Annotated in this window: 20 protein-coding genes and 1 pseudogene; 8 read left to right on the forward strand and 13 right to left on the reverse strand. The window is 73.8% G+C overall.

All coding sequences use genetic code 11. The annotated features are described in order from the left end of the window. Nucleotides 1-27: 27 nt before the first annotated feature. The 3 genes from CP973_RS13420 to CP973_RS13430 all read right to left on the reverse strand — a co-directional run bounded on the left by CP973_RS13420 (nucleotide 28) and on the right by CP973_RS13430 (nucleotide 3,944). Nucleotides 28-645 carry a hypothetical protein gene (locus CP973_RS13420; RefSeq protein WP_150240481.1) on the reverse strand — a complete coding sequence of 206 codons (618 nt, stop codon included), beginning with the start codon at nucleotides 643-645 and terminating at the stop codon, nucleotides 28-30. Nucleotides 646-1,085: 440 nt separating this feature from the next. Further along, nucleotides 1,086-2,411, reverse strand: a complete 1,326-nt coding sequence (locus tag CP973_RS13425; protein WP_150240483.1) for a serine-threonine protein kinase — start codon at nucleotides 2,409-2,411, stop codon at nucleotides 1,086-1,088. A gap of 180 nt (nucleotides 2,412-2,591) precedes the next feature. Continuing rightward, nucleotides 2,592-3,944, reverse strand: a complete 1,353-nt coding sequence (locus CP973_RS13430; RefSeq protein ID WP_425281964.1) for an MFS transporter — start codon at nucleotides 3,942-3,944, stop codon at nucleotides 2,592-2,594. A gap of 182 nt (nucleotides 3,945-4,126) precedes the next feature. On the opposite strand from CP973_RS13430, the gene CP973_RS13435 reads away from it, so the two are divergent. Beyond that, nucleotides 4,127-4,564, forward strand: a complete 438-nt coding sequence (locus CP973_RS13435; protein WP_150240485.1) for a hypothetical protein — start codon at nucleotides 4,127-4,129, stop codon at nucleotides 4,562-4,564. Between the two features lie 61 nt (nucleotides 4,565-4,625). Here CP973_RS13435 and CP973_RS13440 read toward each other — a convergent pair whose 3' ends face one another. Further along, complete coding sequence (locus CP973_RS13440; protein ID WP_150240487.1) at nucleotides 4,626-5,642, reverse strand: methyltransferase; 1,017 nt, start codon at nucleotides 5,640-5,642, stop codon at nucleotides 4,626-4,628. A gap of 169 nt (nucleotides 5,643-5,811) precedes the next feature. After that, nucleotides 5,812-7,134, reverse strand: coding sequence for a DUF1343 domain-containing protein (locus CP973_RS13445; protein WP_150240490.1), 1,323 nt, complete (start codon nucleotides 7,132-7,134; stop codon nucleotides 5,812-5,814). Nucleotides 7,135-7,469: 335 nt separating this feature from the next. Between CP973_RS13445 and CP973_RS13450 the strand changes: the two are divergent. From CP973_RS13450 to CP973_RS13460, 3 genes and pseudogenes are all read left to right on the forward strand, one after another. Then, nucleotides 7,470-8,219: pseudogene (locus tag CP973_RS13450) on the forward strand (SDR family oxidoreductase); the annotation flags it as partial. Between the two features lie 158 nt (nucleotides 8,220-8,377). Beyond that, nucleotides 8,378-10,033: a class I adenylate-forming enzyme family protein gene (locus tag CP973_RS13455; RefSeq protein WP_150240493.1), complete on the forward strand. Its 1,656-nt coding sequence runs from the start codon at nucleotides 8,378-8,380 to the stop codon at nucleotides 10,031-10,033. Nucleotides 10,034-10,099: 66 nt separating this feature from the next. Beyond that, nucleotides 10,100-10,741, forward strand: coding sequence for a TetR/AcrR family transcriptional regulator (locus CP973_RS13460; RefSeq protein ID WP_244409460.1), 642 nt, complete (start codon nucleotides 10,100-10,102; stop codon nucleotides 10,739-10,741). 29 nt (nucleotides 10,742-10,770) lie between these two features. Here the strand turns inward: CP973_RS13460 and CP973_RS13465 are convergent, their stop codons facing one another. The 8 genes from CP973_RS13465 to CP973_RS13500 form a co-directional block, all read right to left on the reverse strand. Further along, nucleotides 10,771-11,661: a bifunctional helix-turn-helix transcriptional regulator/GNAT family N-acetyltransferase gene (locus CP973_RS13465; protein ID WP_150240497.1), complete on the reverse strand. Its 891-nt coding sequence runs from the start codon at nucleotides 11,659-11,661 to the stop codon at nucleotides 10,771-10,773. Nucleotides 11,662-11,699: 38 nt separating this feature from the next. Beyond that, entirely contained in the window at nucleotides 11,700-12,914 is a 1,215-nt protein-coding gene (locus CP973_RS13470) for an acyl-CoA dehydrogenase family protein (RefSeq protein ID WP_150240499.1), read from the reverse strand. Nucleotides 12,915-12,923: 9 nt separating this feature from the next. Then, nucleotides 12,924-13,997, reverse strand: a complete 1,074-nt coding sequence (locus tag CP973_RS13475; protein WP_150240501.1) for a phosphotransferase family protein — start codon at nucleotides 13,995-13,997, stop codon at nucleotides 12,924-12,926. A gap of 193 nt (nucleotides 13,998-14,190) precedes the next feature. Further along, nucleotides 14,191-14,529, reverse strand: coding sequence for a DUF202 domain-containing protein (locus CP973_RS13480; RefSeq protein WP_150240503.1), 339 nt, complete (start codon nucleotides 14,527-14,529; stop codon nucleotides 14,191-14,193). A 3-nt stretch (nucleotides 14,530-14,532) separates the two neighbouring features. Next, complete coding sequence (locus CP973_RS13485) at nucleotides 14,533-14,943, reverse strand: YidH family protein (RefSeq protein ID WP_150240505.1); 411 nt, start codon at nucleotides 14,941-14,943, stop codon at nucleotides 14,533-14,535. 137 nt (nucleotides 14,944-15,080) lie between these two features. Further along, nucleotides 15,081-15,614 carry an NUDIX hydrolase gene (locus CP973_RS13490; protein ID WP_150240507.1) on the reverse strand — a complete coding sequence of 178 codons (534 nt, stop codon included), beginning with the start codon at nucleotides 15,612-15,614 and terminating at the stop codon, nucleotides 15,081-15,083. A 74-nt stretch (nucleotides 15,615-15,688) separates the two neighbouring features. Then, on the reverse strand, nucleotides 15,689-16,594 hold the full coding sequence (locus CP973_RS13495; RefSeq protein ID WP_244409462.1) for an MBL fold metallo-hydrolase: 906 nt from the start codon (nucleotides 16,592-16,594) through the stop codon (nucleotides 15,689-15,691). Between the two features lie 199 nt (nucleotides 16,595-16,793). After that, complete coding sequence (locus CP973_RS13500) at nucleotides 16,794-17,684, reverse strand: DMT family transporter (protein WP_150240509.1); 891 nt, start codon at nucleotides 17,682-17,684, stop codon at nucleotides 16,794-16,796. Nucleotides 17,685-17,903: 219 nt separating this feature from the next. On the opposite strand from CP973_RS13500, the gene CP973_RS13505 reads away from it, so the two are divergent. From CP973_RS13505 to CP973_RS13525, 4 genes are all read left to right on the forward strand, one after another. Further along, nucleotides 17,904-19,568: an FAD-binding dehydrogenase gene (locus tag CP973_RS13505; protein WP_150240511.1), complete on the forward strand. Its 1,665-nt coding sequence runs from the start codon at nucleotides 17,904-17,906 to the stop codon at nucleotides 19,566-19,568. A 420-nt stretch (nucleotides 19,569-19,988) separates the two neighbouring features. Next, complete coding sequence (locus CP973_RS13515) at nucleotides 19,989-20,942, forward strand: hypothetical protein (RefSeq protein ID WP_150240513.1); 954 nt, start codon at nucleotides 19,989-19,991, stop codon at nucleotides 20,940-20,942. A 182-nt stretch (nucleotides 20,943-21,124) separates the two neighbouring features. Then, nucleotides 21,125-22,711, forward strand: a complete 1,587-nt coding sequence (locus CP973_RS13520) for an APC family permease (RefSeq protein ID WP_244409464.1) — start codon at nucleotides 21,125-21,127, stop codon at nucleotides 22,709-22,711. Nucleotides 22,712-22,714: 3 nt separating this feature from the next. Continuing rightward, entirely contained in the window at nucleotides 22,715-24,706 is a 1,992-nt protein-coding gene (locus tag CP973_RS13525; RefSeq protein WP_244409467.1) for a primary-amine oxidase, read from the forward strand. The last annotated feature ends 205 nt before the right edge of the window (nucleotides 24,707-24,911 follow it).

The following is a 24,911-nucleotide window of genomic DNA, read 5'->3' on the forward strand; positions in this document are numbered from 1 at the left end:
CCCGGCGGCGCGCGTCCCGGCCGTCCCTCAGGCCGCCACGAACAGCCGCCGCTCGCGGGACGACTGCCGCGCCTGCGCCAGCGTCTCCCTGGTCAGCACCGAAAGCGGCGCCACGATCCCGCACTCCTGGCACACCGGTCCCGCCATCGGGAAGCGTTCGAGATCCGTGCGCCAGACGAACCGCCGCGTTTCGCAGACCGGGCAGTCCGCCCGCGGCGTGCCCGCCTCCATCGCGCGGATCATGCTGCGCAGCACCGCGGGCAGCGGCGCCGCGGGATGCCGGTGGGGCGCTTCGCACGGCACGATGTCACAGCCGCCCCAGGTGCGCCGGTGCCAGTCGTCGAGCGCGCTGGGCTGCCGGATGCCGTCGTGCTTCTCGCGGCGCCTGCGGGCCGCGAACTCCTGCTCGTACCCGAGCCAGACGGCGCGGGCCTCCTCCAGTTCCTCCAGCGCGGCCACCAGCCGCGCCGGGTCGGGTTCGCGGTCCTCGGTCGCGATGCCCGCCCTGGTGCACAGATGGTGCCAGGTCGCGCGATGCCCGTACGGGGCGAAGCGTTCGAGGCACTTGCGCAGGGCCGTACGCCGCTGGGTGGCGACGAGACGGGGGTTGCGCACCTGTTCTGCGAGAGCTCTGAAACCGGCCAATTCATCCCACCTCCGTGGGGAGGACCCGACTGGACAGAGAATGGACGTAGCGGACCGCCCACCGGATCCATCGAACTGTCTTGCGGGTGTCTGGTGGCGGCACTCGCGCCGCACCGGTCGCGGCCCTCGCTCCCGATGCCCCCGCGGCGCCCGGCGCGCCTCGTGTGCGTCATCCACCGTACATCTGTGGGGATTTGAGAAAGTTAAGGTTGCCCACCTTCCGACTGCGGCGCGATACCGGCGCCCTCGATGCGAGGGGCACCGGTGACTGCTGGTACCCACACGCGGGGCGATCGATCCGCGGGGCGCCGGACTTGGCGGCATCCGGCCGGTCGTGTGCGGACGGGCTTCGTACGGCCCGTTCAGCAGTGCGAGCCGGATTCGTACGGCCCGTCCCCGTACGAGCCCGTACGAGCCCGTGCCCGCGCCGGGGCGGCGGCCTAGCTCCCGGCGCCCCGCTCGACCACCCGCCCCGCCCCCAGCACCACCCGGGCCAGCTCCCGGTGGCAGATGTCGCTGTGCGCGCCCGCGGGCGGCGGGCCGGTGCGGACCACCGGCGACGCGTCGATGCTCACGCAGCCGGCGTCCGGAACCGCGCCGCCCAACCGCGCGTTCCGGGCACCGTCCACCGCCTGGATGCCGTCGTGGCCGATCGCGCCCCAGCGGTCGAACAGGCCCAGGAAGCTCGCCGAGTCGCCGGAGAGCTTGGAGGCCAGCGGATAGAGCATGCTCAGCGCCGAGTCGTGCCGCGAGTAGCAGGCCACCATCGGCCCGTCCACCCGCTGCTGCACCCCTCGCAGCGCCCCGCCGTGGTCCGGGTCGTGCGGCAGCCGGGCGGCGAAGGCGTAGTGCGAGAAGGCGCCTTGCAGCAGGGTCACTGACTTCACCCCGGTGGCGCCGGGGGGCATGCCGCGCAGCGCGTACGACACCAGCCGGGCGCCGAAGCTGTGCCCGACCAGATGGACGCGCAGGCCCGGCACGACCCGCACCAGCGCGCCGAGCACCGGGCCCAGCCCCAGCTGGCCCACCACGCCCGACCGCCGCTTCATCCCGTAATAGCTCGACTGCCGCAGGAACTCCCTCGCCCCGTTCCACAGCCGCTTCAGGCCGTCCCCGAACAGCTCCTGCTGCCCGCACTTCTCCAGCGCCGCCGTGAAGATCTCGCACACCCCGAGCGGGTCGTCGGTGAGCATCGCGGGCGTGCCGGTGCCCATGTCCTCGGCCAGCCGTTCCGCCGGGCTGTTCGCGCGTACGGACACCAGGTCGCGTACGAGGCGCGCGTACTCGTCGAAGGCGGACCGTGCCGCGGGCCGCCCGGCGAGCAGTTCCTGGACGCGCCGCAGCGTCAGGTCCCGGCCGGGGAAGCACCGCGCCAGGGCGCGCAGCGTCGCGTCCTCCAGCAGCGGCGGACCGGCCGGCGCGGCGGGCGCGCCGGCCGCCACCGGGTCGAAGTCCGGGATCGGCTCGTCCGTGAACCGCATCGCCGGCCAGATCACCCCGGCGTACCCGAGGCGCACCCCCGCCCCCGCCATCGCGGGGAACGGCGCGAAGAACCGCCCGTACAGGCGTGTGGCCATCGACCGGTCGTTGTTCCAGCCGTGCGCGAAGACCAGCAGGTCGGTGAGGCCTTGCCGCGCGGCCCCGGCCAGCAGCCGGTCCCGCTGCCCGGCGTCCGGATCGCCGTCGGCGTCGAACGTCAGCTCCCAGTACGGCTCCACACCGATGCCCCCGGCCGCCGCGCCGGAGCTGCCCGAACCACCCATCATGACGTCCCCCTGAGCGGCGCGCCGGGCCACGCTGCCGGGCCGGAATTCCGGGCCGCGCCGCGTTGTGCAGCGCATCGTCCTGCGAAGGGGCGGATCCGGCCATACGTCAGGTGGGGCCGATTGACGCGCCGTGCCGAGGCGCGGGGCCGAAAGCCGGGGCCCGTGACCGGGCGCGGCCCCTCAGCCCGGCAACTCCCGCTCCCGCGTCTCCGGCAGCCCCAGTACGCACACCAGCGACACCACCGCCATGGCCGTCACATACCACCCCACGGAGCCCGACCCGAAGGCCGCCTGCAGGCGGGTCGACACCAGCGGCGAGACCGCGCCGCCCAGCACCCCGCCCAGGTTGTACGCCAGCGAGGCGCCCGAATACCGCACAGTGGTGCCGAACAGCTCCGGCAGGTACGCGCCCATCGGCCCGTACACCACACCCATGCAGAACAGCGCACCGCCGATCGCCACCGCGATCAGCACCGGCCGGCCGGTGTCCAGCAGCGGAAAGAGGATGAGCCCCCAGACGGCCGAGGCGGCCGTCCCGGCCAGCACCAGCTTGCGCCGCCCCGCGCCGTCCGAGCGGGTGGCGGCGAGCCAGGTGCCGGCCGCCAGGAACAGACAGGCGACCAGCGAGAGCGCGAGCATGGTGTCGCGCGGGACGCCGAGCGTGCCGGTGGCGTACGCCAGGCAGTACGTGGTCGCCGTGTAGAAGAGCCCGTACGCCACGACCATGCCGCCCGCCCCGAGCAGCAGCTCCCGCGGATACCGCCGCAGCACCTCCAGCGCGGGCACTTTGCTCGCCTCCCGCGCATCCATCACCTTCGCGAAGACCGGCGTCTCGCTGATCTTCAGCCGTACGAACAGCCCCACCGCCACCAGCAGGAACGACAGCAGGAACGGCACCCGCCATCCCCACGACCGGAACGCGCCGTCCTCCAGCACCGCCGACAGCAGCCAGAACACACCCGTCGCCGCGAAGAACCCCACCGACGGCCCCAGCTGCGGGAACGCCGCGTACAGCCCGCGCCGCCGCTTCGGCGCGTGCTCCACCGCCAGCAGCGCGGCCCCGCCCCACTCGCCACCGAGCCCGATCCCCTGGAGGAACCGCAGCAGGACCAGCAGCAGCGGCGCCCATACGCCCAGCGTCCCGTACCCCGGCAACAGCCCCACCAACGCGGTCGACAGCCCCATCAGCAGCAACGAGGCCACCAGCACGGACTTCCGCCCCACCCGATCCCCGAAGTGCCCGAACACCACCGACCCGAGAGGCCGCGCCGCGAACGCCACCGCATAGGTGGAGAACGACGCGAGGGTCGCGTTGACCGGGTCGAGGGTCGGAAAGAACGCCTGGTTGAGAACGAGAGCCGCGGCGGTCCCATAGATGTAGAAGTCGTAGAACTCGATGGCCGTCCCGATGAACGAGGCCACGGCCACGCGGCGGAGGCGTTCGGGGGCGGCGGTGTCCCCGCCCGGGCCCGAAACCGTTGCGACCGGGAACGGCTCCGCCGGATCGGCTGCTGATGTCGCGTCACTGTGCACGAGCCGCACTGTCACGCGCGATGGTCGGGACAGTCAATAGGTGGGATGCGGTGTCTTGGCCACTGAGACCGGGGGCGGGGGCGGCCGGCCGGCAGGGGCGGCCGTGTGCCGGTTTTCCTGATGAGTACGATTTTGCGCAGAGAGCGGGACATGGGCATGTTCACGGGGAAGGCGCCGGCCTGATGAAGATCGCGGCTCGGGTGGCCATCGCGGCCTCGGTGGTGGTCGTCGTGCTGATGCTGGCCGGCGTGGTCTACATCAGTCTGTACGTCGGGTGGCTGCCGGGAAGGGCGAAGCCCGGCGATGTCGTCGGTACCTGGGCAGGGCCGCACGGCGCGCGGGTGGCGTTGCGTGCGGACGGTTCGGCGACCGCGACGGAAATGCCGAGCGACCACAGTGGCTACGACCCGGTCGACACCTTCAGCGGCGAGGGCACGTGGACGCTGCGGAGAGCGACGAACTCCCTGGCGGAACAGTACATTCAGGTCGAGGTGGGCACGGGGCCGGGAAAGGGCGCGACCATCGAGCTGGTGGTCGACGGTGACGGGGCGCGGGACGGCCTCCACGTACCGGTGTCCGCGGACTCGGCGCTGGGGATCGACTTCCGGAGGGCGTCCTGACGGCTGCCCCGAAGCGCCCGCCGTCATCCCTTCGTCACCCCCCCACCGTCCCCGCCCTCCGTCACCCCGCCACCGCCTCCACGACCGACAGCGTCGACTCCGTCGGGATCGTCCGGCCCGGTTTCAGGCCCGCTTCGGTGAGGAGCTGGTGGAAGGCGGGTTCGTCGCGTTCGCGGCCGTTGAGGGAGGTCATCATCAGGACGTCCATCGTTTTGCCGGGGTGCGGGGAGTTGCCCGGGGGGAGGACCGCGTCGATGGCCAGGAGGCGGCTGCCGGGGCGGGTCATGGCGGTGCGGCAGGCGCGGAGGATGCGGAGGCAGTCGGCGTCGTTCCAGTCGTGCAGGATGCGCTTGAGGAGGTAGACGTCGGCGCCGGGCGGCACGGCGGTGAAGAAGTCCCCGGCGGCGGTCTGCCAGCGGCCGGTGAGGTCGGGGAGGTCCAGGGTGTGGTGGCGGAGGACGGATTCCTGGTCGTAGAGGACGCCGGTCAGGCCGGGGTTGCGCCGTAGGACCTGGCGCAGCAGGCCGCCGCGTCCGCCGCCGACGTCCACGACCGTACCGGTGGCGGGGAAGTCGTACGCGGCGGCGATGGGGTCGTTCTCGCTCTCGGCGAGGCCGGCCATGCCGGTGTCGAAGACGCCGCCCGCTTCCGGTACGCGCTCCAGGTGGGCGAAGTAGGGCACGCCGAAGATCTCGTCGAAGACGGTGCGGCCGGACCGGACGGTGTCGGCGAGGCGGCCGGCCGGACGCCAGAACGGGTCGTCGGTGAGCATGATCACGGCGTCTCGCATGGAGGACGGGGCGTCGGAGCGCAGCGGGTCGGCCGCGGGGGTGAGGTGGAACGCGCCTGTGGCGGCGTCCTCGCGGAAGACCTCGCGCGTCGCCAGCAGGCGCAGGACGCGGCGCAGGTACCCGGCGTCGGCGCCGGTGGCGGCGGCGAGTTCCCCGGCGGTGCGGGGGCCGTCGGCCAGGTGGTCGGCGACGCCGAGGAGGGCCGCCGCCCGCAGCGCGGCGGAGTGGAGGTAGGCCAGGGCGTGTTCGGTGAGCTGGACGGCGGGGCGCTGGGGTGCGGGGGCCATGTGGGGCGGTCCTTCCGGAAGCGGCGGTCGGGGTTCCACCATGGCCGTACGTCTCGGGCGCCACCAGTGGGCATTGCGTCGAGCGCCACTGATGGGCATTGCGTCGAGCGTGCCACCCGTGGGCATCGTGTCGCGCGCCACGTGCGCGGACCGTGGGGGCGTCGCGGGCTCACCGGTAGCGCAAGTACTCCCGCCGCGTCCGCCGGAAGCCCGCCAAGTCCTCCTGCCAGGCCGCGACCACCTCCTCCACCCCGGCGCCCGCGTCGATCATCGTGCGGACGCGTGGGGTGCCGGTGAGCTTGTCGATCCAGCGGTCCGGGCGCCAGGCGAAGCCGGGCCAGGTCCGCTTCGCGGTGATCAGGAGGGCGATGCCGGTACGGACCGGGTCGAAGCTCTCGCGGTCGTGGACGTGGAGCTGCACGCCGCCGATGGTCTTGCCCTGGAACTTGGAGAAGGCGGGGGCGAAGTACGCCTCGCGGAAGCGGACGCCGGGGAGACCGATGTCCGCGGCGAGGGTGTTGATCGCGGCGGACCAGCGGCGGTCGATGCCGTCCGCGCCGAGCAGTTCGAAGGGGCGGGTGGTGCCGCGGCCCTCGGAGAGGTTGGTGCCTTCGAAGAGACAGGTGCCCGCGTAGACCAGGGCGGTGTCCGGGGTGGGCATGTTGGGGCTGGGCGGGACCCACGGGAGGCGGGTCGCGTCGAAGAAGTCCGAGCGCCGCCAGCCCTTCATCAGGACGGTTTCGAGGTCGGCCGGCCGGCCCGCCGCGCGGGGCACGAACTCGGTGTTGAAGAGGGCGGCGAGTTCGGCCACGGTCATTCCGTGGGCGAGGGCGATCGGTTCGCGGCCCACGCCGGACGCCTGCGCGCGGTCCAGCACGGGGCCGGAGGCGGCGCGGCCCGTCACAGGGTTGGGGCGGTCGAGGACGACGAAGCGCTTGCCCGCGAGGACGGACGCGACCATGCAGTCGTACAGCGTCCAGATGTAGGTGTAGAAGCGCGCGCCGACGTCCTGGATGTCGAAGACGACCGTGTCCACCCCGGACCGGGTGAAGATGTCCGCCAGCGCCCGGCCGCTCTTGCCGTACGTGTCGTGGACGGGCAGGCCGGTGGCCGGGTCCTCGTAGCTGCCCTCCGAGCCGCCCGCCTGCGCCGTGCCCCGGAAGCCGTGCTCGGGGCCGAAGACGGCGGCCAGGTCCACCCGTTCGTCGGCGTGCATCACGTCCACGATGTGGCGTACGTCCGGGGTGACGCCGGTGGGGTTGGTGACGACGCCGGTCCGGCGGCCGGACAGGAGGGCGTAGCCGTCGGCGGCGAGGCGGTCGAAGCCGGTGCGGACCCGGGGGCGGGGGCCTCGCCCGAAGGCTCCCGTCACACCGGCGTCCGGGCCCCCGTACGCCGCGGCCGCCTCGCCCGTCATCGCCGTCGCACCCATCGCACCCGCCATGCTCGTGACCGCCGTAGCGGTCAGCAGATTCCGTCTGGACAGGGTCATGCGTCCACCTCCGCCGTCCGGCCAGTGTCGTGCGCACGCTAACGCCCGGCGGCCGCCGGGGGAACGCGCCGGACGGCGTGCCGCGCGCCGTCCGGCGTGTCCGGCGCACGGACGGGCCCGCGCCCTTCCGCTGTGCCATACCGACTGGTTAGTCTGCCTGGCAGTCGTGTCAGGGGTGACGGATCGAGGACGACGGGTCGAGGACGGCGGGTCCACGACGACGGATCCGGGGCGACCGGTCGCGGGCCGTCGATCACAACCGACCGGTCACGGGCGCCCCGTCACGACCGGCCCATCACGACCGACCCATCACGGGCGACCGAAGGAGACCGCAGGTGGAAGCCGTACGGGACAGGACAGTCGTGGTGACCGGGGCGGGCGGTGGCATCGGCGCCGCACTGGCCCGCCGCTTCGCCGCCGAAGGGGCGCGGGTGGCGGTCAACGATCTGGACGCCGCGAAGGCCGGGGCGACCGCGCGGGAGATCGGCGCGGTCGCCGTGCCCGGGGACGCCTCCACCGTGGTGCCCGCCGCCCGTGAAGCGCTCGGCGGGACCGTCGACATCTTCTGTGCCAACGCCGGGGTCGGCACCGGCGGCGGGCCCGAGGCGCCGGACGACGCGTGGGAACTGGCCTGGGACGTCAACGTGATGGCCCACGTACGGGCCGCCCGCGCGCTGCTGCCCGAGTGGCTGGAGCGCGGCGCGGGCCGGTTCGTGTCCACCGTGTCCGCGGCGGGCCTGCTGACCATGGTGGGAGCGGCCCCGTACAGCGTCACCAAGCACGGCGCGTACGCCTTCGCGGAGTGGCTGTCGCTGACGTACCGGCACCGCGGGATAGCCGTGCACGCCATCTGTCCGCAGGGAGTGCGCACCGACATGCTCGCGGCCACCGGCGCGGCCGGGGAACTGGTGCTCACCCCGACCGCGATCGAGCCCGCCGCCGTCGCCGACGCGCTCTTCGCGGCGATGGCGGAGGAGCGGTTCCTGGTGCTGCCGCACCCAGAGGTGGGGGAGTACTACAGCGCGCGGGCGGGCGACACCGAGCGGTGGCTGGGCGGCATGAACCGCCTCCAGCGGAAGCTGGAAGGCGCCGGGCGGCCGGAGGCCGTCGCGGAGCCCGCGGCCGGTGCCCCCGCGGCCGGTGCCCCGGTGGCTTACGCACCCGCGGCCGGTGTCCCGGCGGCCGACGCCCCCACGGCCGACGCCCCCACAACCGGTGCCTCCACAGCCGAAAGGACGGCCCGATGACCTCCTACCAGGACAAGCCCTGGCTCGCCCAGCTCACCGACGCCCAGCGCGCCCCCGTGCACCCGCCCCCCTCCGCCCTGCACGCCTTCCGGGACGCGGCCCGCCGCGCACCGGACCGCACCGCCCTCGCCTACTTCGACGGCCGGCTGTCGTACGCCGAGGCCGACGCGCTCAGCGACGGTGTGGCCGGGCACCTGGCGGCGCGCGGTTTCCGGCCCGGGGACCGCGCCGCGATCATGCTCCAGAACACCCCGCACTTCGCCCTCGCGCTGCTCGGCGCCTGGAAGGCGGGCGGCATCGTCGTCCCCGTCAACCCCATGTACAAGTCCGCCGAGATGACGCACATCCTCACGGACGCCGAGGTCACCGCGGTCGTCTGCGCCGACCGCACCTGGGACGCCTTCCTGCGGACGACGGCCACCGCCGCGCCCTCCGTGCGGATCGCCCTGACCGCCTGCGAGCGGGACCTCCAGACGCGGGACGACGCGCGGGTGCTGCGCGGTGAGCGGCTCGGGCCGCGCGAGGGCGCCGACGACCTGCTGGCGGCGGCCCGCGCGTACGAGGGACGGCCGCCCGGCGTGGCCGGGCCGGACGCCGGTGACACCGCCCTCATCAGCTACACCTCCGGCACCAGCGGCACCCCCAAGGGCGCCACCAACACCCACGGCAACATCGCCTACAACGCCGAGCGGCAGCGCACCGGCCTGGGCCTGCCCGCCGGCGCCACCTACTTCGCGCTGGCCCCGCTGTTCCACATCACCGGCATGGTCTGCGAACTCGCCGCCTGCTTCGCCAACGCCGGCACCCTCGCGCTCGCCCACCGCTTCGAGCCGGGCGTCGTCCTCGACGCCTTCCTGGAGCACCGGCCCGCGTACACGGTCGGCCCGTCCACCGCCTATATGGCGCTTGCGGCCCACCCGGCGGTCACCCGCGACCACTTCGCGTCCTTCTCCTCCCTCTCCTCGGGCGGGGCGCCGCTGCCGCCCGCGCTGGTCGAGAAGTTCCGCGCGGACTTCGGCCCGTACCTGCACAACGGCTACGGGCTGACCGAGTGCACCGCCCCCTGCGCCAGCGTCCCGCCCGGCCGCGAGGCGCCCGTCGACCCGGCCTCCGGCACCCTCGCGGTCGGCGTGCCGGGCCCGGACACGGTCATCCGGATCATCGACGACCAGGGGCGGGACGTGCCGTTCGGGGAGCAGGGCGAGATCGCGGTGCGCGGCCCGCAGGTGGTGCCCGGCTACTGGCGCCGCCCGGACGCCACCGCCGAGGCCCTGCCGGACGGTGAACTGCGCACCGGCGACATCGGCTTCATGGACCTGGCCGGCTGGCTGTACGTCGTGGACCGCAAGAAGGACATGATCAACGCGTCCGGCTTCAAGGTGTGGCCCCGGGAGGTCGAGGACGTGCTGTACGGCCATCCCGCGGTGCGCGAGGCGGCGGTGGTCGGTGTGCCGGACGCCTACCGGGGCGAGTCGGTGAAGGCGTATGTCAGCCTGCGGCCGGGCCGGCACGCGGAGCCGGCCGAGCTGGCCGGGTACTGCAAGGAGCGGCTGGCCGCGTACAAGTATCCGCGCCAGGTGGAGATCCTGCCCGAGCTGCCGAAGACGACCAGTGGCAAGATCCTCAGGCGGGAACTGCGCGGGCGCGGCTGACCGCGCCCGCGGGGGCACCGCGCGAGCACACGACGTACGACGACGCACGAGGGACAGGTGAGGGCGATGGCCGGCACGACGGACGGCGGGAGTACCGGAACGTCCGGAAATACCGGGAGCGCCGGGAGTTCCGGGAGCGCCAGACCCGTGGCGCAGCGGCTGCTGGCCACCGCCACCCGGCTCTTCGCCGAGCGGGGCTACGACCGCACCTCCGTCCAGGAGATCGTCGAGGCCGCCGGCGTCACCAAGGGCGCCCTGTACCACTACTTCGGCTCCAAGGACGACCTGCTCCACGAGGTCTACGGACGGGTGCTGCGGCTCCAGCAGGAGCGCCTGGACCACTTCGCGGACGCCGACGCGCCGGTGGAACGGCGGCTGCGCGACGCGGCGGCGGACGTCGTGGTCACCACCATCGAGAACCTCGACGACACGAAGATCTTCTTCCGCTCGATGCACCACCTCTCGCCCGAGAAGGACAAGCAGGTACGGGCCGAGCGGCGGCGCTACCACGAGCGGTTCCGCGCACTGGTCGAAGAGGGCCAGCGCACCGGGGTGTTCAGCACCGCCACCCCGGCCGACCTGGTCGTGGACTACCACTTCGGTTCGGTGCACCACCTCGGCACCTGGTACCGCGAGGACGGCCCGCTCACCCCGCAGCAGGTCGCCGACCACCTCGCCGACCTGCTGCTGCGGGCACTGCGGCCGTGAGAGCCGTCCGGGACCGGCTCCGAGGGCGCTCAGCCCCCGCCGACCCGCTTCTCGAACCAGTGATGCGCGTACGGCTCGTCGTTGAAGGCCGGGACCTCCGCGAAGCCGTACGAGCGGTACAGGTCGATCGCGCCGCTGAGCGCCTTGTTGGTGTCCAGGCGCAGTAGGCCGCGGCCGTGCTGGGCGGCCCGTGCCTCCAACTCGCCCAGCAGACGGCGGCCGAGGCCGAGCCGCCGGGCCTCGGGGGCCACCCACATGCGTTTGACCTCGGCCGGGGCGCCGGGCGGCAGTTTGAGGCCGGCGCAGCCGACGGGCGCTCCGTGCAGCCGGGCGACGAGGAACAGGCCGTTCGGCGGCCGGAGTTCACCCGCGTCGGGCAGCAGGCTCCGGGCGGGGTCGAAACCGGTCTCGAAGCACTCCCGCATCTCGGCGGCGTAGGCCGTCAGGCAGTGCCGCGCGTCGGGGTGGGCCGGGTCGACGGCGTCCAGGGTGACCGTCGTGGCGGTCAGCAGCCGCTCGACCTCGGCCATGGCGGCGACCAGCCGGGCGCGCTGGCCGGCGTTGAGCGGTGCCAGCAGGGAGCTGGCCAGCTCGTCGCTGCGGTCGTCCAGCGCGGCGTGCTCCGCGCGGCCCGCTTCGGTGAGCCGGACGGTGCGTACCCGCCGGTCCCGGGGCTGCGGCCGGACCGTCACCAGACCGTCGGCCTCCAGGGCGCGCAGCAGCCGGCTCACGTAACCGGAGTCGAGCCCGAGGCGTTCGCGCAGGTGCCGTACGTCCTGGCCGTGCTCGCCGATCTCCCAGAGCAGCCGCGCCTCGCCGATGGGCCGGTCGCGGCCGAGGTAGTGGTCGTGGAGCACGCCCACGCGTTCGGTGACGGTGCGGTTGAAGCGCCGCACCTGCTCGATCTGTGCCGCATCCATTCTCTGACTTTAGTCAGGGAACGGATGCGGGTCCAGCGTCACATATGGGCCTTCAGCTCCCGCCGCGCCAGCGACCGCTGGTGCACCTCGTCCGGCCCGTCCGCGAGCCGCAGCGTGCGGGCCGCCGCCCACAGCTCCGCCAGCGGGAAGTCCTGGCTCACCCCGCCGGCGCCGTGCAGCTGCACGGCCCGGTCGAGGATGTCCACGACCGTACGCGGGGTGGCGATCTTGATGGCCTGGATCTCCGTGTGCGCGCCCTTGTTGCCCATGGTGTCCATCAGCCACGCGGTCTTCAGCACCAGCAGCCGCAGCTGCTCCACGGCCACCCGCGCGTCGGCGATCCACTGCTGGACGACGCCCTGGCGCGCCAGCGGCTTGCCGAACGCCGTACGGGACACCGCGCGTCGGCACATCAGCTCGATGGCGCGCTCGGCCATCCCGATCAGCCGCATGCAGTGGTGGATGCGGCCGGGCCCGAGCCGGGCCTGCGCGATGCCGAAGCCGCCGCCCTCCTCGCCGATCAGGTTCGCCGCGGGCACTCGGACGTCGTGGAACACGACCTCGGCGTGGCCGCCGTGGTAGTGGTCCTCGTAGCCGTACACCCGCATGGCGCGGCGGACTTCGAGGCCCGGGGTGTCGCGCGGGACCAGCACCATCGACTGCTGGCGGCGTACGTCCGTACCGTCCGGGTCGGTCTTGCCCATCACGATGAAGATCCGGCACAGCGGGTGCATCGCGCCGGAGATGTACCACTTGCGGCCGTTGATGACGTAATCCTTGCCGTCACGCTCGATGCGGGTCTCGATGTTCGTGGCGTCCGAGGAGGCCACATCGGGCTCGGTCATCGCGAACGCCGACCGGATCTCGCCCGCCAGCAGCGGCCGCAGCCACTGCTTCTTCTGTTCCTCCGAGCCGAACTGCGCCAGCACCTCCATGTTCCCGGTGTCCGGCGCCGCGCAGTTCAGCGCGGTGGGCGCCAGCTGCGGGCTGCGGCCGGTGATCTCGGCGAGCGGCGCGTACTGGAGGTTGGTCAGGCCGGCGCCGTACTCGTCGTCGGGCAGGAACAGGTTCCACAGCCCCTGTTTGCGGGCCTCGGCCTTGAGGTCCTCCACGACCTGCGGGGTGTCCCACGGCGAGGCGAGTGCCGCCCGCTGCTCGTCGGCGACCGGCTCGGCCGGGTACACGTGCTCGTCCATGAAGGCCAGCAGCCTGTCCCGCAGCTCTTCGGTGCGGGCGTCGAATGCGAAGTCCATCGGCGTGCCTCAGCCTTCCTCGGCGGTCGTCGTCAGGGTGTCGAGCGTGGCCCGGCCGCGGTCGATGAAGACCGGCACCAGCTCGCCGATCCGGTCGAAGCCCGCGCCGACGGTCTGCCCGAGGGTGTAGCGGTAGTGGATGCCCTCCAGGATCACCGCGAGCTTGAAGTACGCGAACGCCGTGTACCAGGCGATGCCGGACACGTCCCGGCCGGACCCGGCCGCGTACCGCTCGATCAGCTCGGCGGGCTCCGGATGGCCGGGCGCGCCGCGGGTGGTGGCGATCGGGGAGCCGGGCACGTCCTCCTGCTCGCTGTACATCACCAGCAGGCCGAGATCGGTCAGCGGATCGCCGAGGGTGGACATCTCCCAGTCCAGCACCGCCGTGATCCGGTCGTCCGCGCCCACCAGTACGTTGTCCAGCCGGTAGTCGCCGTGTACGACGGCGGGCGCGGGGGAGGCGGGCAGCGCCGCGCCCAGCGCCTCGTGCAGCGCGTCGATGCCCGGCAGGTCGCGGCTGCGCGACGCCGCCAGCTGCTTGCCCCAGCGGCGCAGCTGCCGCTCCAGGAAGCCGTCCGGCCGCCCGAAGTCGGTCAGGCCGACCGCCGCCGGGTCCACGGCGTGCAGCGCCACCAGCGTGTCCACGAGGGAGAGCACCACACCACGGGTCCGCTCCGGGCCCAGCGCGGCGAGCTGTTCCGCCGTACGGTACGGCGTGCCCGCCACCAGCTCCATCACGTAGAACGGCGCCCCGACGACCGCCTCGTCCTCGCACAGCAGCAGCGTCCCGGGCACCGGCACCGCCGTCGGGTGCAGCGCGCTGATCACCCGGAACTCGCGCCGCATGTCGTGCGCGGTGGCCAGCACATGGCCGAGCGGCGGGCGGCGGACGACCCACTGGCCGGCGCCGTCGGTGATCCGGTAGGTGAGGTTGGACCGGCCGCCCTCGATCAGCTCGGCGTCCAGCGGGCCCCGCACCGTGCCGGGGCGCTCCCGGTCCAGATGCTCCCGCAGCCGCTCCAGATCGAGCCCCGGTGGGCCCGGCCGCGCCGGGGGCCGCGGGGGAGGGGTGCCGTCGCTCATCGTGCTCCTCCGTACGGAAAGGGGCGGTCGCCCCGGTCGGGCGGCCGGTACGATCATGCCGACTAGTCGGTATGGCGTCCAGGGGGTGGCGGGGGAATCTCGGCCACGGCGCCAGGAGGGCGGCGGAGAGGTCCGGGACCGGCGCCCGGGCGGGCCGACGCCGGCTCGGACCAGGATCGCCGTGGACACCGGCTCAGACCAGGATCGTCCCGCCCAGCACCGCCAGCGCACACGTGCAGGCCACCAGGACCAGTGCCGTACGGGCGGACAGGACCGGCGGACGGCTGTCGCACATCGCCCGCATCCGTACGTGCGCCGCCGCCATGAACGCGATCCACACCAGCAGCACCAGCGCGACCGCCACGATCACGACCGGGCCCGGGTCGCGGTGCTGCACCACCTGGCGGCCCGCGAGGACCGCGACCACCGTGCAGGACAGGGTGGTGCGCCGCCAGGCGAGCCGGGTGCGCTCCGGTTGCAGACCCGGGTCCCGGTCCGGGCACGGCTGTTCACGGCGGGGCGGGCCGGCCATCGGTCAGCGCGTCCAGCCGATGGCGACCAGCACCACCATCGCCGCCGCCAGCAGGCCCACGGCGACCGCCAGCACGGCCGGGAAGCGGGACGCGGGCAGATCCTCGCCGCGCCGCATCGCCCGCTCGCAGCGCACCCAGTGGTTGACCGCCCGCACCGCGCACAGCGCGCCGCCCACCAGCAGCACGACGGTGCACGTCACCCGCAGCGCGTCGTGCAGCCGGGGCAGGAACTGGTCCACCGCGAACCCGCCGCCCACCAGCGCCAGCCCGGTCCGCAGCCAGGCCAGGAAGGTGCGCTCGTTGGCGAGCGAGAAGCGGTAGTCGGGGGTCGTGCCCTCCTCGCGGACGCGCGCGGGCGTGAACCACAGCCGGACGCCCGCGCCGATCGACCGCAGCCTGTCGGTGAGGATCATGGCCAGAACCCTACGCGGTGCCGCACGGACGGCCGCGCTGCCGGTGCCGTTCAGCGGCCCCCTGTCCCGCACGGCCCGGCGGCCACCTGTCATGCCCGCAAAAGGCCCGGCGGCCCCTGTCCCGCACGGCCCGGCGGCTACCCGTCCCGCTCCGCCCGCCACGCCAGCAGCCGCTCGTAGGCGGCCATGCCGTCCGGCGTCCACTCCCACTCCGGAATGCGCTGTTCCAGCTCCGCGTCGGTGAGGAAGGCGTACCAGTCCACCTCCGACTCCTGCGGCCGTACGGGCAGCGTGCAGCGCACCTCGTAGACCGCCGACCACCAGGTGTGCTCGGGCGTCTCGTACAGGAACTTGAACAGCGGGACCGGCTGGGGCAGGCCGCTCACGCCCAGTTCCTCCTCCGCCTCGCGCAGCGCGGTCTCGTCGTACGTCTCGCCCGCGCCGACCACCCCGCCGACGAACATGTCGTAGTGCGAGGGGAACACCAGCTTCTGCGCGGTGCGGCGGTGCACGAAGACCCGGTCCTCGGCGTCGCGGGCGAGGATGAACGCGCACCGGGTCCGCAGCCGGTGGGCGTAGGCGTCGCCGCGCCGGGCCTGCCCCACGACCTCGTCGCTCTCGTTGACGATGTCGACGATCTCGTCCGCGCTCAGTTGCTGTTGTGGGTCCATGCCCCCATGCAATCAGCCCGCCGGGGCCGGGGCGCGGTGGGCCCCGGCCGCGCGTGTCAGCGACACCGTCCGGTTCACCACCGCACCGCCGTGAAGTCCACCGGACGCGGGCGCAGTTCACGCGTGCGCTCGGCCAGCCGCCGTACGCGCTCGGCCATCTCGGCGGCGGGCAGGTGCGTACGGTCGCCGTGGCCGGGCAGCAGCCACTCGAAGCGCAGCCCGACGGCGGTGCGGGCCAGGGAAGCGGCCAGTTCCTCGATGGAGTACCAGGTGACGCTGTCCGCCACCTCGATGTCGCCGGTCGTGCGCGACCAGTAGAAGCTGTCGCCGCTGAAGCAGTACCGCTCGTCGGCGACGTAGAGGACGCTGCCCCGGGTGTGGCCGGGGAGCGGGTGGGCGTACACGCCGTCGGCGATCTCCGCGCTCCGCGTGCCGCGCAGCACGCGGTCGGCGTCCGGTACGGCGTCCAGGTCGCCCTCGTGGATCCACAGCCGGGCCCCGAAGCGGTCGGCGTACCGGCGGCCGTGCGCCACGTGGTCCCGGTGGGTGAGCAGGACATCGGTGACGGGCCCCAGCGCCTCGTACCGGGCGGCCAGCGGTTCGCTCCAGCGCGGTGTGTCCACCATCATCTGCGTGCCGCCGGGGCGCCGCAGGAGGTAGGAGTTGGCCCCGGCGGTGTGCTGCGAGTTGTGCCCGCACAGCAGCACGTCGGTGTCGTCGAGCCGCATCGGGAACGGATCGAGCTCCGGGGCCAGCCGGCGGGACGGGTGCCGGATGGAGCGGGTGGGACAGGCGAACGCGGCGGCGTGCAGCAGCCGTTCCTCCGCCGCGTCACGTGGCTGCCGGACGATCGCGGAGCGTCCGCCGGTCTCGGCGATCAGCTCCGGGGCGAGCTGCCGGGCGACATCGCAGTTGGTGCAGCGGTCGTCCACGTACCAGGCGTTCCGGGCGTGTTCCGGGATGGCGCGGGCGTCGTTCACGGCATGCCTCACTCTTCGGGTGGCTTGTACGGGGTTCGTACGAAGAGGAAAGCGCGCCGGGCTGCTGAAGGGGAAGGGGTGCCGGGTCTTGTTTCTCCTGGTCAAGGGGTATCTCGCGGCGCGGTGTACGGAGTCGTTTTGTCGCGATCATGACAATCCCGCCCGGCCGCGCTGCGCCCCCGCACCCGTCCGCCGTCCCTCACCCCGCCCGTACCGCCGGCACCCGCTCCGGCCGTCCGGCCACCCCCGCCGGCATCGCCGGATGGCCGCCGATCAGGACGATGCCGGTCACGACCGCCGCCAGCCCGGCCGCCTCCCAGGTGAGCGCTCCGGTGGTCAGGTTCACACGGTCGCCCAGGAAGCCCACTCCGCAGGCGATGCCCGCCAGCGGCTGGGCCGCCGTCAGGGCGGGCAGCGACATGCGCAGCGGCGCCGTCTCGAAGGCGCTCTGGATCAGTACGAGCGCGACGACGCCCAGCGCGAGCACCGCGTACGGTTCCCAGCCGGTGAGCAGCGCCGGCCAGCCGCCGCTCCCGAACCGTTCACCGCTGATCCGGGTCAGGGCGTCCTGGAGGCCGTACAGCAGCCCCGCCGCGACACCCAGCAGCGCCGCCTCCCGGCTCATCCGCGCCCGCCTGGCGCAGGCCGCCAGCAGCAGCGCGAGGCCGAGGACCGCGCCCATGACCAGCCAGTGCCGCAGCGGACCGGCCGGGCTCCGGCCGCCGTGCGGCTCACCGGCCACGATGAACGCCGTCACCCCGCCCGCCAGCAGCCACAGGCCGCCCCAGCCCCGGCGGCCCAGCCGCTGACGGGTGAGGCGCCGGGACAGGGCCATCGCGAACAGCAGGTTCGTGGCCAGCAGCGGTTCGACGAGGCTGACCTCGCCCATGCCCAGCGCCGCCGCACCCAGCGCCATGCCGGCCACCATGAAGCCGATACCGGCCAGCCAGCGCGGCACCCGGGCGAGGTCGAGCAGCAGCCGCAGGGAGAGGAAGTCCTGCATCGGGGCCCGCTGGGCCGCGCCCTGCTGGAGGACGAATCCGGACCCCAGGCAGCCGGCCGCGCTCACGGCCAGCAGGAACACCGTCACGTCACGCACCTCAAGTCGGCAGGGGAGACGGGGACTTGGCCGAGCATAGTGAGCCGTACGGCGGCCCGCCGCCCGCCCGGGGGCACCGGGCACGCCCGGGTACCCGTCCGGGCGACACCCGAACACGCGGTTGACGCGCGGTACGGACGCGCTGAGGATCGGTAGCCACGACGGCGGCCGGGCCCCCGGTGCCGCGGCGAGCAGAAGAGACGGGCAGACATGACCGATGGCGCCTACGACGCTGATGTGATCGTGGTCGGAGCGGGGCTGGCGGGTCTCGCGGCCACCGCGGAGCTGGCCGAGGCCGGCCGCAAGGTGATCCTCCTGGAGCAGGAGCCGGCGAGCGGTCTCGGCGGCCAGGCGCACTGGTCCTTCGGCGGCCTCTTCCTCGTCGACTCGCCCGAGCAGCGGCGGCTGCGCATCCGCGACAGCCACGAGCTGGCCTGGCAGGACTGGCTCGGCTCGGCCGGCTTCGACCGCCCGGAGGACCACTGGCCGCGCAAGTGGGCCGAGGCGTACGTGGACTTCGCGGCGGGGGAGAAGCGCGCCTGGCTGCACCGGCAGGGCGTACGGTTCTTCCCGGTGGTCGGCTGGGCCGAGCGCGGCGGCTACGAGGCCACCGGCCACGGCAACTCCGTACCCCGCTTCCACATCACCTGGGGCACCGGCCCCGGCCTGGTCGAGCCGTTCGCCCGGCGGGTGCGGGCCGGGGCGGCGCGCGGCCTGGTGGAGCTGCGCTTCCGGCACCGCGTCACCGGCCTGGCGCGCAGCGCGGGCGCCGTCGACACCGTCACCGGCGACGTCCTGGAGCCGTCGGACGCCGAGCGCGGCACGCCCAGCGGCCGGGAGGTCGCCGGCGCCTTCGAACTGCGCGCCCAGGCGGTGATCATCACCTCCGGCGGCATCGGCGGCAACCACGACCTGGTGCGCGCCAACTGGCCCGAGCGGCTGGGCCGGCCGCCGGAGCGGATGCTGTCCGGAGTGCCCGCCCACGTGGACGGTCTGATGCTGGGCGTCACCGAGGCGGCCGGCGGCCGGATCATCAACCGGGACCGCATGTGGCACTACACCGAGGGCGTCGACAACTGGAACCCGGTCTGGCCCCGGCACGGCATCCGCATCCTGTCCGGGCCGTCCCCGCTGTGGCTGGACGCGCGCGGCAGGCGGCTGCCGGTGCCGCTCTTCCCCGGCTTCGACACCCTCGGCACCCTCGAACACATCATGCGCACCGGCCACGACCACACCTGGTTCGTGCTCACCCGGAAGATCATCGAGAAGGAGTTCACGCTCTCCGGGTCCGAGCAGAACCCGGACCTGACCGGGCGCAGCGTCCGGGACGTGATCGGGCGGGCGCTGCCGGGCGCCCCGGGCCCGGTCCAGGCGTTCATGGACCGGGGCGCGGACTTCATCGTCGAGCGCTCGCTCGGCGACCTCGTACGGCGGATGAACCAGCTGACCAAGGAACCGCTGCTCGACGAGGCGGCGCTGCGGCGCGAAATCGTCGCCCGGGACCGCGAGATCACCAACTCCTTCACCAAGGACCTCCAGGTCACCGCCATGCGCGGCGCCCGCAGGTACCTGGGCGACCGGCTGATCCGCACCGCGTCCCCGCACCGGCTGCTGGACCCCGAGGCCGGGCCGCTGATCGCCGTCCGGCTGAGCATCCTCACCCGCAAGACGCTCGGCGGCCTGGAGACGGACCTGTCCTCGCGGGTGCTGACCGAGAGCGGCGAGGCCCTGCCCGGCGTGTACGCGGCCGGGGAGGCGGCGGGCTTCGGCGGCGGAGGGGTGCACGGCTATCGGTCGCTGGAGGGCACCTTCCTGGGCGGCTGCATCTTCTCGGGCCGTACGGCGGGGCGGGCGGCGGCCAAGGCGGTGGGCTGAGCGGGTGGGGTGGGTGCGGGTCGGGGGGAGTGCGGGGCGGTACGGGGGCCGCGGGCGCGGGGGCCGGGCACGGGGGGGCCGGGTCCGGGGGGCGCCGGGCGCGGGGGCCGGGCGTGGCACCGGGTATGGAGGCTGGGTCCGGGTGCCGGGTGCCGGGTGCCGGGTGCCGGGTGCCGGGTCGGGAGTTTACCGGCGGGTCACCTTACGGAGTCCCGCTGCCCGTGCCGCGCTTGTTGACAAGTGTGTTGACGGGCAAGGCAGTTGGGTTTCCGGTCATTCTCGGAACGGCCTTGACGCGATGCTGTGCCTGCCGCTTTGCTGTGCGTGACCAACCGGTGTCGATCAGTCCACCGATTCTGCACACACGCGTCCGGAAGCGGCGCGTCCGGAGGTGAAGCGCGTCGTGGAGTGTTCCTGCCAGTGACCCCGCCGCCACCCCCGCCCCTGGGCCGCTCCCGCCGCAAGGACGCGCTGCTCCTCGACCCGGCCCTGGACGACACCGAACTCGCCGCCTCCGTAGACGCCTTGGCGCACGGCCGCTGGGTCCGGGTACGGACGCTGCTCGCCGACACCGGCACGGACTGGGACCTGCGCGGCCACCGGCTGGTGGTGCTCGCCGAGGGTCCGGCCAGCGCCGCCTGGGCCGGTGACTGGCGGCTCGCCGACCCCGACAGCGCCGACGCCGCGACCCTGCTGGCCTGCGCCCTCGTCTTCCAGGCGCTGCGCGGCAAGAGCAGCGGGGACGCGGCGCGCGATGCCTGCCGCCTGGCCGCCTCCATGGCGCCCCGCGACCCGACACCGTGGCTGGGCATGCTGATCCTCGCCCGCCGCACCGGCACCCCCGACGAGCGCGAGCACGCCTTCGACCAGGTACGCGCCCGGCACCCGGACCACCACCACGCCCACCACCTGATGGCCGCCTGCCTGGCCGAGCAGCAGCAGGGCGGGGCCGCCGACCCGCTGCACCAGGTCTACGACTTCGCGTACTGGGCCGCCGAACAGGCCCCCGCCGACTCGCCGCTGGCCATCCTGCCTGTCGTGGCGCACGCGGAGCGCTACCGCGCGCTGGCCGCAGCCGGCCTCGAACCGGCGGACCCCGCGGCCTCCGGGCACTGGTCAACCCGCCGCGCGCGCCAGGTCATGAAAGCGGCCTTCGACTGGTGGCTGGAGTGGGAGGGCGAGGGCCACCCGCGCCGCAAGGTGGACCTCAACTTCCTCGCCCACGCCAAGTACTACGAGGGCAGGATGGCCGAGGCCGCCGCCCTCTTCCACCGCATCGGCCCGCACGTCACCGCCGCGCCCTGGTCGTACCCGGACCGGGACGCCCGGAAGGCCTTCAAGGCCGCCCGCGACACCGCCTTCAACACCGCCTGACCCCGGCGCCCGGCTGCCGGTCCCCGGCCGCCCCGGGCGCCCGTACGACGCACACAGCACCACGCGCCACGCACACAGCACCACGCGCCACGCACGCAGCACCGGCACCACGCCGAGCACGACGCACGCCCCCGCACGAAGCGCACCCCGCCCGCGCTCCACGGAAAGGACACCACCGCGCCATGCTGACGAGCAGTACGGGAAACACGGGCAATCCGCAACGGACCGGCAGGCCGGGCGGCCCCGGGGAGATCAGCACGTTCAAGGGCCAGGAGCGGGCCCTGCGCGCCGGCCGCATCGGCACGCCGGGCCTGCTGCTGTCCGTGCTGGCCGCCAGCGCGCCCCTGATGGTGGTCGCCGGCGTCATGGTCACCACGTACCAGGTCATGGGCATCGTCGGTCAGCCGCTGCTGTTCGTCATCCTGGGCGTGGTGATGGCGCTGTTCAGCGTCGGCTACGCGGAGATGAGCCGGCACGTCCACAACGCCGGCGCCTTCTACGCGTACATCGCACGCGGCCTCGGCGGCACGGCCGGCGCCGGCGCCTCCTTCGTCGCCCTCGCCGCCTACAGCGCCCTGCAGTTCGGCATCTACGGCATCTTCGGCTTCGAGGTGTCCGGGCTGCTCGACAAGCACCTGGGCGTCGGCGTCGCCTGGTGGGTGCCCGCCCTGCTCGGCGTGCTGGTCATCGGCGTGCTCGGCGCGCTGAAGATCGACCTGAACGCCAAGGTGCTCGGCGTGCTGCTCGCCGTCGAGGTCGCCCTGATCGTCGTCTTCGACATCGCCTTCGCCGCACAGCCGGGCCCGCAGGGCCTGTCGCTGCACGCCTTCGACCCGGCCACGCTCGCCGGCGCGGGCCTGGGCACCGCGCTGTGCTTCGCCGTCGCCGCGTTCGTCGGCTTCGAACAGGCCCCCGTCTACGCCGAGGAGACCAGCCGGCCGCAGACGGTGGTGGCCCGGGTGATGTTCCTGGCCGTCGGCTTCGTCGCGGTCTTCTTCGCGCTCAGCTCCTGGCTGGTCGGCGTCGCCACCGGCCCGGACCACGTCGTGGCCACCGCAGGCAAGGAAGGTCCCAACCTGATCTTCGCCCTCACCGGGACCCGGCTCGGCGGCACCTTCGCCGACATCCTGCATGTGTTCTTCGTGACCGGCATCTTCGCCTCGATGCTCAGCTTCCACAACGTGGTGGCCCGTTACGCCTTCGCCATGGGCCGCGAGGGACTGCTGCCCGCCGCCCTCGGCCGTACCGCCAAGTCCAGCGGCGCGCCCGCGCTCGGCTCGCTGCTCCAGTCGGTCGTCTCGTTCGCCGTGGTGACCGTCTTCGCGCTCACCGACCGGACGCCCGCCGGCGACCCCACCACCCCGGTGCTCAGGCTGTTCACCTGGGGCGGCAACGTGGGCGCGCTCGGTGTGATCCTGCTGATGGCGACCGCGTCCGTGGCCGTCATCGCCTTCTTCGTACGGCGCGGCGCGGGCCGGGCGCAGGCGGGCCGGCTGCTGGCCGCCGGGCTGGCCGCGCTCGGCCTGCTGACCGTGCTGGTCTACGCGGTCAAGGACTTCGGTGTACTGGTCGGCGCCGAGGGCTCGGCGCTGAGCTGGGTGCTGCCCGGCGTCATCGGCCTGGCGGCCCTGGTCGGGCTGGTCCACGGACGCGTGCTGCGCGCCCGGCGCCCCCGGACGCACGCCCGTATCGGCCTGGGGAACGAAGCGTTCCAGTTGGAGAAGGCGGCGAGTGTGCCGTCCTCGTCGACGCCGCGTGAGGAGAGCTGACCGATGGCACACAGCGCCATGGACCCCCGGGACGCGGACGGAACGTCCACCGCCCCGGAAACGCCCGCACCCGCACCGCACCCGCTGGCCCCGCTCACCGCCGACGAGATCACCGCCGCCCGCGAAATCCTGAGCGACCAGGGCCTGGTGGCGGAGACCACCCGCTTCCCCCTCGTCCTGCTGGACGAGCCGGACCGGCACACCGTCACTGCGCACCGCCCCGGCGACCCGGTCGTCCGCCGGCTGCGCGTCACCCTGCTGGACACCGCGACAGGCGCCAGCACCGAGGCGGTCGTCGACGTGACGGCCCGCACGCTGCTCGCGCACCGTGCCCTCGACCCGGCGGCGGACGGCCAGCCGCCCATCCTCTTCGAGGAGTACGAGCGCTGCGACCAGATCGTCAAGGCCGACCCGGGCTGGCGCGAGGCCATGGCCGAGCGCGGCATCACCGACACCACCCTCGCCGTCTGCGCCCCGCTCGCCGCCGGGAACTTCGGCCGCGCCGAGGAGACCGGGCGCCGCATGCTGCGCTCGCTGACGTTCCTGCGCTGCGAGGCCACCGACAACCCGTTCGCGCACCCGGTCGGCGGCCTGGTCGCCGACGTCGACCTGACCGAGCGGCGGGTCGTACGGCTCGTGGACACCGGCGCGGTCCCGGTCCCCGCCGAATGCGGGCGCTACGAGGCCGAGTTCAACGGCCCGGCGCGCAGCGACCTCAGGCCCCTGGAGATCAGTCAGCCCGAGGGCCCCTCCTTCACCCTGGACGGACACCGCCTCACCTGGCAGAACTGGTCGCTGCGGCTGGACTTCAACGCCCGCGAGGGCCTGGTCCTGCACGAGGTCCGCGTCCGGGACGGCGACCGCGTACGGCCCGTGCTGCACCGCGCCTCGCTCGCCGAGATGGCCGTCCCGTACGCCGACCCCGGCGCGGACCGCAACTGGATCTGCTACCTGGACGTCGGCGAGTACACCCTCGGCCGCAACGCCAACGCGCTGCGGCTGGGCTGCGACTGCCTCGGCGAGATCGTGTACGTGGACGCGGTCGTCCCCGACGACCACGGGGTGCCGCAGACGCTGCCCAACGCCATCTGTATCCACGAGGAGGACCACGGCCTCCTGTGGAAGCACACCAACATGTTCGACGACTTCACCGCCGAGAGCCGCCGCTCCCGCCGTCTGGTCGTCTCGTACATCGCCACGCTCGGCAACTACGACTACGGCTTCTACTGGTACCTCTACCAGGACGGCGGCATCGAGTTCGAGGTCAAGTCGACCGGCCTGGTGCAGACCTCGGCGTCCGCGCCGGGCACCGTCTCCCCGTACGCCACCGAGATCGCCCCCGGCCTCCATGCGCCGTACCACCAGCATCTGTTCTGCGCCCGGCTGGACCCGGCGGTGGACGGCCACGCGAACACGGTGGAGGAGGTCGATGTCGTTCCGCTCCCGATGGGCCCGGACAACCCCCACGGCAACGCCTTCACCGTCCGTGCCACCGCCGTCACCGACTCCGGCGAGGCGGGGCGGCTGGCCGACCCGGCCGCCGGGCGCCGCTGGCGGATCACCAACCCGTCCGTCCGCAACCGGACCGGCCGGCCCGTCGCGTACACCCTGACCCCGCAGCCGTCCGGCCCCACCCTGCTCGCCCGGCCGGGCTCCCCGGTCGCCGCCCGGGTCGCCTACGCGACCAAACACCTGTGGATCACCCGCAGCGCCGCCGACCGCCGCTTCCCGGACGGCGACCACCCCAACCAGCATCCGGGCGGCGCGGGTGTCACCGCGTGGTCGCGCCCCGGCGAATCCCTGGAGAACACCGCCCTCACGCTCTGGCACTGTTTCGGCCCGACCCACCTGCCGCGCCTGGAGGACTGGCCGGTCATGCCGGTCGACCGCTGCGGATTCACCCTCCGGCCGACCGGCTTCTTCGACCGGAACCCGACGCTGGACCTGCCGCGCGAGAGCGGCGGGGCAGGGCACTGCCACGCCTCGGGGGCGTGAACGGCCGTCCCCGGACCCGCCCCTGCCTCCGCCCGCGGCCCCGGCCCCGACCCCGGCCCCGGCCCCAGACCCGAAAGATGACGAAAGCCTGACGTCCCGCCCGTAAGACTGGCCGGGCCCCCGGCGCGGTGCTCGAATCGAGACGTGACCCCGCACGACGACACGCCACGCCCCGGCGAAGCGCCCGCCACCGGGAAAGGCCAGG

This window comes from Streptomyces albofaciens JCM 4342 (assembly GCF_008634025.1).
GTDB lineage: Bacteria > Actinomycetota > Actinomycetes > Streptomycetales > Streptomycetaceae > Streptomyces > Streptomyces albofaciens.